12 protein-coding genes and 1 pseudogene are annotated in these 10,475 nt (G+C 39.1%); 3 read left to right on the top strand and 10 right to left on the bottom strand.

The features are described from left to right. Positions 1 to 380 (top strand): annotated as a pseudogene (locus tag AC1DG9_RS08590) (translational GTPase TypA); the annotation flags it as partial. 92 nt (positions 381 to 472) lie between these two features. After that, positions 473 to 1,189: a 3-ketoacyl-ACP reductase gene (locus AC1DG9_RS08585; protein ID WP_337716929.1), complete on the top strand. Its 717-nt coding sequence runs from the start codon at positions 473 to 475 to the stop codon at positions 1,187 to 1,189. Between the two features lie 5 nt (positions 1,190 to 1,194). On the opposite strand, the gene AC1DG9_RS08580 is transcribed toward AC1DG9_RS08585, so the two are convergent. The 3 genes from AC1DG9_RS08580 to AC1DG9_RS08570 are packed head-to-tail and all read right to left on the bottom strand — an operon-like array spanning position 1,195 to position 3,976. Then, a complete protein-coding gene (locus tag AC1DG9_RS08580) occupies positions 1,195 to 1,926 on the bottom strand; it encodes an AAA family ATPase (protein ID WP_337716927.1) in 732 nt (243 codons plus the stop codon). Between the two features lie 8 nt (positions 1,927 to 1,934). After that, complete coding sequence (locus AC1DG9_RS08575; RefSeq protein ID WP_172662114.1) at positions 1,935 to 2,684, bottom strand: glycosyltransferase family 2 protein; 750 nt, start codon at positions 2,682 to 2,684, stop codon at positions 1,935 to 1,937. A gap of 20 nt (positions 2,685 to 2,704) precedes the next feature. Then, positions 2,705 to 3,976, bottom strand: coding sequence for a glycosyltransferase family 4 protein (locus AC1DG9_RS08570; protein WP_288883082.1), 1,272 nt, complete (start codon positions 3,974 to 3,976; stop codon positions 2,705 to 2,707). A 169-nt stretch (positions 3,977 to 4,145) separates the two neighbouring features. Between AC1DG9_RS08570 and AC1DG9_RS08565 the strand changes: the two genes are divergently transcribed. Beyond that, positions 4,146 to 4,895 (top strand): class I SAM-dependent methyltransferase, encoded by a 750-nt coding sequence (locus tag AC1DG9_RS08565; RefSeq protein WP_337716925.1) that lies wholly within the window; start codon positions 4,146 to 4,148, stop codon positions 4,893 to 4,895. 3 nt (positions 4,896 to 4,898) lie between these two features. On the opposite strand, the gene AC1DG9_RS08560 is transcribed toward AC1DG9_RS08565, so the two are convergent. From AC1DG9_RS08560 to upp, 7 genes are all read right to left on the bottom strand, one after another. After that, positions 4,899 to 5,798 carry a glycosyltransferase gene (locus AC1DG9_RS08560; protein WP_288883085.1) on the bottom strand — a complete coding sequence of 300 codons (900 nt, stop codon included), beginning with the start codon at positions 5,796 to 5,798 and terminating at the stop codon, positions 4,899 to 4,901. A gap of 4 nt (positions 5,799 to 5,802) precedes the next feature. Continuing rightward, on the bottom strand, positions 5,803 to 6,426 hold the full coding sequence (locus AC1DG9_RS08555) for a class I SAM-dependent methyltransferase (RefSeq protein WP_288883087.1): 624 nt from the start codon (positions 6,424 to 6,426) through the stop codon (positions 5,803 to 5,805). An 82-nt stretch (positions 6,427 to 6,508) separates the two neighbouring features. After that, complete coding sequence (locus AC1DG9_RS08550) at positions 6,509 to 7,849, bottom strand: flippase (protein WP_172662421.1); 1,341 nt, start codon at positions 7,847 to 7,849, stop codon at positions 6,509 to 6,511. Between the two features lie 23 nt (positions 7,850 to 7,872). Then, entirely contained in the window at positions 7,873 to 8,262 is a 390-nt protein-coding gene (locus tag AC1DG9_RS08545; protein WP_172662109.1) for a hypothetical protein, read from the bottom strand. Between the two features lie 30 nt (positions 8,263 to 8,292). Continuing rightward, positions 8,293 to 9,033, bottom strand: a complete 741-nt coding sequence (locus tag AC1DG9_RS08540) for a DUF4476 domain-containing protein (RefSeq protein WP_337716924.1) — start codon at positions 9,031 to 9,033, stop codon at positions 8,293 to 8,295. A gap of 55 nt (positions 9,034 to 9,088) precedes the next feature. Next, positions 9,089 to 9,778 carry a YjjG family noncanonical pyrimidine nucleotidase gene (locus AC1DG9_RS08535; protein WP_288883090.1) on the bottom strand — a complete coding sequence of 230 codons (690 nt, stop codon included), beginning with the start codon at positions 9,776 to 9,778 and terminating at the stop codon, positions 9,089 to 9,091. 12 nt (positions 9,779 to 9,790) lie between these two features. Next, positions 9,791 to 10,435 carry a uracil phosphoribosyltransferase gene (gene upp, locus AC1DG9_RS08530; protein WP_172662106.1) on the bottom strand — a complete coding sequence of 215 codons (645 nt, stop codon included), beginning with the start codon at positions 10,433 to 10,435 and terminating at the stop codon, positions 9,791 to 9,793. Positions 10,436 to 10,475: the final 40 nt, after the last annotated feature.

The following is a 10,475-nucleotide window of genomic DNA, read 5'->3' as shown; positions in this document are numbered from 1 at the left end:
GTGTTATCCCTGGTAGATTGAATGGCGTATTGGTTTCTATGGAAAAAGGAAGCACTACAGCTTATTCAATTGATAAATTACAGGATCGTGGTCGTTTCTTTGTTGATCCGGGAGTAGATATCTACGAAGGACAAATTTTAGGAGAGCACATCCGTGATAATGACTTGGTAGTTAATATTGTAAAAGGTAAAGCTTTAACTAACATGCGTGCTTCTGGTACAGATGATAGTCAGCGTATTGCTCCGGCAATTAAATTCTCTTTGGAAGAAGCTATGGAATACATCCAGGCTGATGAGTACATCGAGGTAACACCGTTAAGCATGCGTTTACGTAAAATTCACTTAACTGAAGCTGCGCGTAAGCTTAATAAAATTGTATAAATAGGAAATTTTCTATTGATAAGTCATAAAGCCTGTTTCGCAAGAAACAGGCTTTTGTTTTTTGTTATTTTTGAATTTTAATAAAAGATACTATGGAATCATTAAAAGGTAAAAACGCAATCATTACCGGAGCAGGTAAGGGAATAGGAAAAGCAATGGCTATTGCTTTGGCACAGGAAGGCGTCAATATAGGTCTAATGGCCAGAACAATATCGGATTTACAAATTCTTGCAGAGGAATTAAAGCAATATGGGGTTAAAACAGCAATTGCTACAGTCGATGTTTCTGATATTGAAAATGTGAATGACGCGGTTACAAAGGTTAAATCTGAATTGGGTGTAATTGACATTTTAATTAATAATGCCGGAACTGCTTCTTTTGGGCCTTTCCTGGAGTTGGAACCGTCAAGATGGGAAGAGATTGTTAAAGTAAACTTATTTGGTGCTTATTACACCACCAGGGCAGTTTTACCTGAAATGATAGAAAGAAAAACCGGTGATATTATTAATATATCATCTACAGCAGGTAAAAATGGCGCGGCAGTAACCAGTGCCTATAGCGCTTCAAAATTTGGTTTAATAGGAATGTCAGAGTCGTTAATGCAGGAAGTGCGTAAGCACAACATCCGCGTAAGCACGCTATTGCCAAGTACCATTGCAACCGATATGGCTAAGGATCTCAAATTGACTGACGGAAATCCCGATAAGGTGATGCAACCAGAAGACTTTGCCGAATTGGTTGTTGCCCAGTTAAAATTAAACAGAAGGGTATTTGTAAAAGAAGCAGGTCTTTGGTCTACAAATCCGTAATCTGGCTATTCAAATAAAAACCTGAAGTAGGCATCCGGATTTTCCAGAAAACCTCTGGTTAAACGGTAATGCTCCGTTTCTTCGTAGCAGGTCTCTTTTAGTCCGTCTTCGCCGAAATTAAAGATTTGTGAATTAGGATAACAAAGAAGCATCGGGGAGTGAGTCGCAATCAGAAATTGCGCCCTTCCCGATCTTTCGAGATTATTAATGATTGACATAAAGGTCATCAGTCTGGTTGGTGATAATGCAGCCTCAGGCTCATCCAGAATATAAATTCCACTCTGAAACTGATTTTGAAAAAGAGCCAGAAATGATTCTCCATGTGATTGATGATGAAGCGATTTTCCTCCATACGCCTCAAATATCCTGGGATCAGATAGGGCTATTTCATCTATGTAATCTGCAAAGTTAAAGAAGCTTTCTGCTCTCATAAAAAATCCTTCAGTAATACGTCTGGGTATCCATTGTAAGCCCAGATGTTGTGTTAATGGATTTTCATAGCCCTCAAAATTATGTCCGGTATTTAAGTTATGATTGCGATTTCCTCCGCGCAGGTTAAATCCACAATGTTCTGCAAGTCCTTCCAGCAAGGTAGATTTGCCTGAACCATTTTCTCCAACAAAAAAGGTAACATTGCTGTTTATTTTTAACAGTACTCCTTCCTTAAACGCAGGGATAGAAAATGGATAATCAGGTGCATCTATTTTAGGTAACGATATTTGACGCAAAAAAGGCATTTATGAAACTAATCGTTGGTTCTGCGGTGACGGATAAAATACTGAGCCAGGTTAATCCCGATAAAAATATGATTAATCAGGTTTGGAATTAGACCGTAATACTTTGTGAAGATGTGAAACCGCTCTTTAAGACTAGCCAGATGCTTTTTCTTAGAAATTCCGCCCACCAGATATTTGGCCACGTAAATATGTGTATTCACAATACTCGAAGCATGTTTGGCAGCTTTAATGATCCAGTCAATATCGGAGCTATACTTGTATTTTAAGTCGAAAGGCTCTGCCAGGCTTCTTCTAACATAGATGGCCTGGTGACTTATACTCATTCCATACCTGAAGCTTTGCCAGTCAAAGTGCTCAGGTGCATGGTGTCGTCTTTGGCCCAAGCTGATCCAGTCCTGGTCAAACATTTCAGTTTCACCATAATAAATATCTGCCGATGCAGCACTCTGAAATACTTCGGTTACTGTTTCAGGTGCATAAATCTCGTCCCCGGAATTCATGAAAAGCACATAATCCCCGGTTGCAAGCGCTAGCCCTTTATTCATGGCATCGTATATGCCCTTATCGGGTTCAGAGATAAACTGGGCTAACCTCGATTTATAATTATAGATTTTTTCTACAGTACCATCCTTTGAAGCGCCATCAATAATGATGTATTCAATGTTTTGATAGGTTTGATTCAGCACAGAAAGCATGGTGCGTTCAATATCCTTTACATTATTATAAACGATAGTAATAACACTTAACTTTGGCTGCATGCGGTTCTGAATCTAAAAAATTATCGGGGTTGTAAATCTATCAGTGACTGATACAATAATAAGTGTTTTTCTGCAATTACTTGCTCAGAGAATTGATTTAAAATTGTTCTTCTTGCTTCTTTCTGAATTTCAGGCGCATTTTCATCGTGATATAGCCACTCTATCCCTGTAGCAAGATCTTCAGATGACTCGTATTCTGCCAGATACCCATTTTCAAGATGTTTTACCATGTCTGGTATCCCGCCTGTTTTAAAGGCCACTACAGGCGTTGCGCACGATAAGCTTTCCATTACTGTGTTTGGCAGATTATCTTCAAGGGAGGGGGTTATAAATACGTCTGCCGCCGAATAGCACTTGGCCAGGTGGGCGTCATTGCTAATGGTGCCTAGAAATGTTGTCTTAAACGGAAACTCCGGCATTTCGGCACTATCCTTATTGCCAAAAATCACCAGTTCTATATTCTCTTTAATAATCCCCGGTCTTGTTGCAAGATCATTTAGCGCATCTATTAAATAAGATGTGCCTTTATGCTTGTCATTTTTAGACGGCATAAAACCACTCATCAGTACAAATTTCTTTGGATCTATCTTAAGTATTTTTTTGGCTTCAGATTTTACATAAGGTTTAAAAACCTCAGTCTCAATTGTGTTTGGGATAACCGTTACTTCTCTAAATCCCATTAAACTGCTCAGTTTAACTGAATCGGCCATCCATCTGCTTGGGGCAACAATATGACAGTTTAATTCCGAGTAAGCTTTTTTCTTACGCAACCATGTTTTGTGCGAGAAATCATTTTTACCACTCGACCTAAGTAAAGGGCAGTTCCCACATTCTTTAAAGTAATTTTCGCATGAGTAACGTACATGACAACCACCTGTAAATGCGTTACTGTCATGAAATGTCCAAACTACTGGTTTCTCCAACTCATCAATTTCTGCCAGGAATTTTGGAGATAAGAAGCCATGGTTAATCCAGTGCAGGTGTATAATATCAGCCTCTTTTACTGTCGGATGGTCAATTACTGAAGTGCCAAACCATTGGAGCGAGAAAGGTGTTTTCACAGCTTTGGCTACGGCTTTAGATAAATAACGTTCAGAAAGGATATTAAACACGGCTTTTGCTTTTGCAAAGGGCCCCTTACTAAAAGTTCCCGTTTTTGTGCTTTCGCTGAACTGAAAGTAAACCATTACTTTAGATTCGATGCCACTTGCATTTAGTGCATCACTTAATCTGAGGCAGGCCCTTCCGGCGCCTCCATTACCTTCGTATGTATTTAGGTGTACTACTTTCAATGAATCAAACTTAGATAATTGTTTCTTTTTAAACGGTTATGCAGCCTAAAATAATATATATTTTCAATCTTTATTAAATTCTTGTGTATTTTCGTCAGAATTGATTTTTTACAGACTTTAGGCAACAGTCCTGTAATGATCGTCTATTTATAAGAACAAAAAAAGCAATATGGGTAACCTGTTAACCGACAGACAGTTTTGGGTGAATTATTGGGAAAGCAAGACCGGGTTATCGGTTAGTATTCCCGAGGACTATCTTTTTCATAAAGAACTCGCAGACATCATTAATGGCCAAAAAGTTAAAACGGCTATTGAATTGGGTGGTTTCCCCGGATATTATGCCGTGTTTCTGAAGAAGTATTTTAAACTTGATGTTACCCTGCTCGATTATTTTGTGCACCCACCGGTTACCAACTCTTTATTGCAGGCCAATCAACTAAACGAAGCGGATATCCATATTATTGAAACGGATTTGTTTAATTACGTGCCGGAGCAACAATACGATCTTGTTTTATCTTGTGGTCTTATTGAGCATTTTAATGATACTGCCGACATCATTAACAGGCATATTAATTTTGTAAAACCAGGGGGAACTCTGTTTATTACACTGCCTAATTTTAAAGCTTTAAACGGTTGGTTTCAAAAGAACTTTGATAAGGAGAATTACGACAAGCACAATATTGATTGTATGGATCCCAGGCTGCTCGAAAACATTTGTAAACAAGCGGGTTTAGAGGTGGTAAAAGCCAAATATTTTGGTCATTTTAGTTTATGGCTAGAGAATCAGCAGCAAAAACCGGCAGGAATAAGGTTGTTAAAAAAATCACTGTGGCTGGCTGGTAAAATCTTCACCAAAGTATTCCCCTTCAATTCCAAACAGCTTTCGCCTTACATTATTTTAGAAGCAAGAAAGCCTTAGATTTTACTTAATTCGCTGTACTACGTAACGTTTCAATCTATCCCATAAGGTTCCTTTTCTGTTTTTCAGGAAACCCTTGATGGCTGCATATGCAGCAGGACTTTCGGCTATCGTATCAGGAAACTGGGTGATAGGTTTCGGATTGATGATGACATTGTAAATATCGTTAATCCCCGAATGTATGCCTGATCCATCATGACCTATATTGTTTACCAGCGATTGAGAGGGATTAAGCGTTAATCCTCCTTTTAAAAATATGGAAGCGTACCATCTTATTGCCCACGAATTGTTCCTGCCGCTTTTAAAGTCTTCCATCTGTTTCCAGAAATTCATCGTATGCTCAATAGAAAAGGCACTTTTTGCTGATTTGTCAAACTTAGCCATCAGGGTATCTATGTTTGGCTCAAAGTGGTCCCATGCGCGTTCCCAAGTAGCCCAGCCCCAGCTGGTGGCAGCACGATAGAAGAAGGTTTCAGGTAAATCAGCATCCTTTAAATTGTACATATAAGCGCCAATATGCATTACTTTGCTTTCATCGCGGTACCGACTTAATGCTTCATTGAAATACGTTAAGGTATAAGGTGAAGTGATCAGATCGTCTTCAAAAACAATTACTTGCTTGTAGTCTTTTATGAGTTTGCTTACCCCAATGATAATCGATTTGGCAAGCCCCATATTTTCCTTGCGCTCTACAATCTCTACCGATTTAAACCCATCAATATTTCTAAGCAATTCCCTTACTTCAAGCACATTCTTTTCGTCGGCCTCCGATTTAAATCCATCAGAAAACACAAATAGCCTGCTTTCAGATGCAAGTTCATTCTGCTGTAAAAATTTAATTGTTCGCGCAGTATGTTCAGGACGATTGTAAACAAATAATGCTATGGGAGCAAAGGTTTGCATAAATCTAATCTTTTATACCTTCTACAATTAAAGACGAATAACCCAGTGGTTCATTAAAACGTTTATCGTACCTTTTAGATCTGATCACGTGCCCATCTTTACTATCCCATTCATTAAAATGGAACTGACCATTCTCATCATAATACTCCAAAAGATTTACGCGATAGCCTGACTCTTCGAATGCTTTTGATAGCGTTTTATAATCATATAATAATTTATGGTCATGAGCGCCCTCTCCATGTCCACCTGGTTTTACCATGTTTATATAGTCTGGATTGGGGTGGAAACCATCTGGAACAGCAATTCTAACCACTCCGCCTTTTTTAAGGTATTTGTTGCAGTTTTTTAAAGCAACTATCGCATCGTCGTAGCTGATATGTTCAAAAACATGCTCGGCTAAAAAGCGGTCAGCTTTTTTATCGCCAAATAAATTGTCAAACGAAGCAATCTCCAACAAATTAAGATTCTCAATGTTTGTAGGTAACCAATCCTTATAATCAGTGGTATGTGCCCCGATGATGATCTGGAGTTTTCCGGTGCTGTTCTTTATTTTAGCCTTAAGCTGAATGAGCTCCAGGATGTTTTTGGGCTTATATACAATTTCTCTTATTACCTTTCTTAAGGACATCTTTAATGTGTTATGATTTATGGTAAACTTAAAACGTTAAATGCAAGGTGCTAATATATCAATATTAAAATTTATGTTAGGTCTAACCTGGCTGGTCTTTTGAACCTTTTAATTTCTGGTATAATGTAATTAGCAGCAACGATTTAAGCATCATTATACCTTGATGCCTTGTTTTTGGGATAAGTAAAATCCAAAATGTAGAACAGGCATAAGCAACCAATGTCGCCATTGCTGCCCCAGCTATTCCATATTTAGGAATCCAGAAAACGTTTAATATAATATTGATCAAGGCACCCATCGCGGTACGCAGCATAGATAATTTTGTGTAGCCCTCGGCAATTAAGAACTGAGCACTTGCAGTACCCAAAAATACAAAGATACCTGCCCAGATGTGTATCGACAACACATGCGCACCACTATAAAATTCAGGTTTAAATATTCTGAAGAGATATGGAGCCGTAAATGTGATAAATATGGCCAGAACCATGCTTATCCAAACCATTAAATCGTACAGGTTTTGCATCCTCTTTTCATACCGCTGGAGGTTGTCCCTGCGGGCATTCATAATGGCGGGGAATACTGAGGCGGCTACAGCAACGGGGATAAAATACCATGCTTCGGCAAACTGAACTGCATTGGCATAAATCCCCAGCTCTCCGGTACCTTTATAGTATTCGATCATTAGCTTATCAATGTTCATGTAAATGGAAACAAGGATCGCTGAAAATGCCAGGGGCCAGGAGTTTTTTAACAGAAATTTGGCGATATCGCTTTTAAATGTCCATCTGAAAACTGATTCTCCATTGTTCTGATAAATAAAGAGGTAACCCGCTGCCAGCAATGCGGCGTCTAGCAAAAGTGCAAAAATAAACCATTTCAAACCGGCGCCAATGATGATCAAAGCAAGCTTAATCGCAGCAGAAAGAACGTTTCCTGCAATTTGTACACGCATAATGTACTTGCCTTGCGTTCTGGATTGAAAGAAACTGTCAATGATATTGAACGATTGGATTAAACCGGTAAATCCAACAGTCATAATAAAAACCAATGGAGTGTCGATTCTGTTATAGCTATTAGCTATAACGTATGTTGTGTAGATCAGTGGAAGAACAATAAGGCCTCCCATAAACTTTATGGCAAAGCCTGTTCCAAGCAATTCATTTTTCTTTTCAGGATTGCGCAATAGTTCTCTGGTTATAAAACCATCTACCCCCAAGGCTGCTGCTGCAGTAAAAAAGGTTACAAAAGCCACGGGGTAATTAAGTATTCCGTTTTGGTCTTTCCCTAAATAATTTGTTACGGCAATACCTACCACAACTTTAATGGCCATGCTTCCAACTCTGGCCAACATTAGCCAGCCTGTGTTTTTCACATATTTCTCCAGGGCCGCCTGATCAAAACCTTTAATGCTTGGGATCTTCACACTCAATCTGTCTCTTAGTTTTTTTAGGTTAAGGGTGCGCCAACTGATACTTTACAGTCATGTCCAGGTTGTCCATGCGGTGGGTTCAATTTTACTTCTTTATCTGTTGCAGGCGCTTGTTGTTGTGCAGGGGCTGCAACAGGAGCTTGTACGGCAGGAGCGGTTGTGTTTTTTGCATTAAGTGGGGCGCCTACAGGAATTGAGCAGTCGTGAAATGGCTGACCATGTGCCGGATTATTTGCCGGCCTTTCGCCAGTAGCTGCACTTTGCTGAGCAGGAACCGATGTGGTAGTAGATGGTGCTGATGGAACGCCATTTGGTGTAGGTGTAACAATATTCTGAGTTTCTTTAGGGCTGGTCTGACAAGCAGAAAAGCCGAATGCTAAAAAGCAGATGTAAAGGATTTTTTTCATTGAATATTTTTTTAGGGATTAAAGGGATAATTATCTTGAAGTTTTTTTGTTGATGTAATCCATTAGTTGGTCTTTACTAAAGTCAAACTCAAAGGCTTCGGTTACTTTAAAATAGTTCTGTTTATCTGCAACCGAATCATAGGCCGATTTACTTATCTCAAGCCTGGAGGCATCAAAGTCAAAAACTTTTACAAGAGCTGTCAGTTGAGATGCTGAAATTTTATTGTTGTTCAATGCGCTTTTAACCAGCTTTATTTTGCCGCTATCAAAATCCGCACGCCTCACCATATTTAAAAGTTGATCAAAGGATTGGTTACTCATGATTTTATCTCTGGACAATGTAGGGCGTGTAGGTCTGCCAGGTTCAGCAGGTCTCGAAGGGCGTGTTGGGCCATCGGGGGTACTATCAAATATCCCGTCCCAGTCATCTAAGGCATATTGATTGGCATCAAACATGGGTAGGGTTTTAACCACCTTGAGCCCATCAAAACTTGAATAACGTGCAATTGTTCTGCTATTTCTTGTAAGGGATAGGGTTGTTTTTGCGATCTGTCTATTGTTTCTCATGATGATAACAGTTGGAGAAGTGTTTTCTACGTCATAAAAGCGGAAGCGGCCTTTTGAAGAACCAACCTGTTCATCATTTACATAGACAACAATTTTTCCCTGTTCGGCAACTTCAATAAACAATTCTGTGTCGGTGCCTGAATTCTGTGCAAAGATTAAAGATGTTTGCAGCAGTGCTGCGATAAATAATAAGAGCGTTTTCATAATGATTTTCTTAGTATGTATGTTGTTAAATCTAATTTCATAAGATCTGCAACATTTAAAAATGTAACATTAATTCTTCAAGATGTGTAATTTGCCATTCAACATCTTCAGGTTTTTCTTTATTTAAAGGGTTAAAGTAAATGGCCTTAATTCCATATGCCTGGGCACCGCGAATGTCTGCTTCAACGCTGTCCCCAATCATAACAGATTCATGTTTTTCTGCGCTGGCCTTGTCCAGCGCATATTCAAAAATAGCTTTGTCAGGTTTATTAACACCAACATCCTCAGAAATGATCACATTTTTAAAGTACGGATTTAAACCTGACCGATCCATTTTGGTTAATGTACTTTCCTTAAAGCCATTGGAAATGATATGTAAGGTGTACTTTTTTTGAAGGTAAGCCAATACCTTTTCGGATCCTTCAAATAAATTAGTTCTTGTCGGGGTCAGGTTCACATAGTCCTCTTCAAATTGTTGTGGCACAAGTTCAGGGGATACCCCTAGCTGAATAAAAGTCTTTTTAAATCGCTCTGATCTTAAAGTTTCTTTGGTGATGGTGCCTACATGATATTGCGCCCAAAGCAGATGATTGTTTTCAGTATAAGTCGTTATGAAATCCTCAGCAGATGTTAATCCGAGTTTCTGAAGCTCATAATGTGTATAAAGCTCATGCAAAGTTTCCTGAGCATTTCTGTCAAAATCCCAAATGGTATGGTCTAAATCGAAAAAAATATGTTTAATCATAGTAAAAACGCCTTACTGCTTAAGCCCATATGCCAAATCTCCGGCATCGCCTAATCCGGGCACAATATACGCTTTACTGGTCATTTCTTCGTCAATAGCGCCAAGCCATAACTTAGCTTTGGGTAAATTTGCCCTTACATGTCTAACGCCTTCGGTACTTGCAATTACCGAAACAATGTGTAATTCTTTGAGTGGATATCTTCGTATTAATTCCTTACAGCAAAGTACCATTGTCAGACCGGTTGCCAGCATAGGGTCGGCTATGATCACGGTTTTATCCGTTAAATCAGGCGACGAAACATGTTCCATTTGTATCTCAAAACTTCCGCTTTTGTGGGTTCTTCTGTAGGCAGCAATAAAAGCAGCATCAGCTTGATCAAAAACATTCAGCAATCCCTGGTGTAAGGGGAGTCCTGCCCGTAAAATCGTTGCCAAAACCGGCTGATCCAACAATTGCACGCTTGGTGCAATGCCCAATGGGGTTTGGGTTTCCGTTTTTGTGTATTCAAGCGTCTTGCTGATTTCATAGGCAAAAAATTCACCTATACGTTCCATATTTCTGCGGAAACGCATGGCGTCTTTTTGGATGTGCTCATTCCGAAGTTCCGAAATGAAAACATTGGCATGTGAATTTATTTTGCTGAGTTCGAATATCATCACATAAATTTAAACAAAATTGCCCTCTAAAACAATTGGT

The sequence above is a fragment of the Pedobacter sp. 05L430 genome (genome assembly GCF_056397585.1).
The sequence above is the reverse complement of the archived record's forward strand: the minus strand, read 5'-3'. Positions and strand labels throughout refer to the sequence as shown.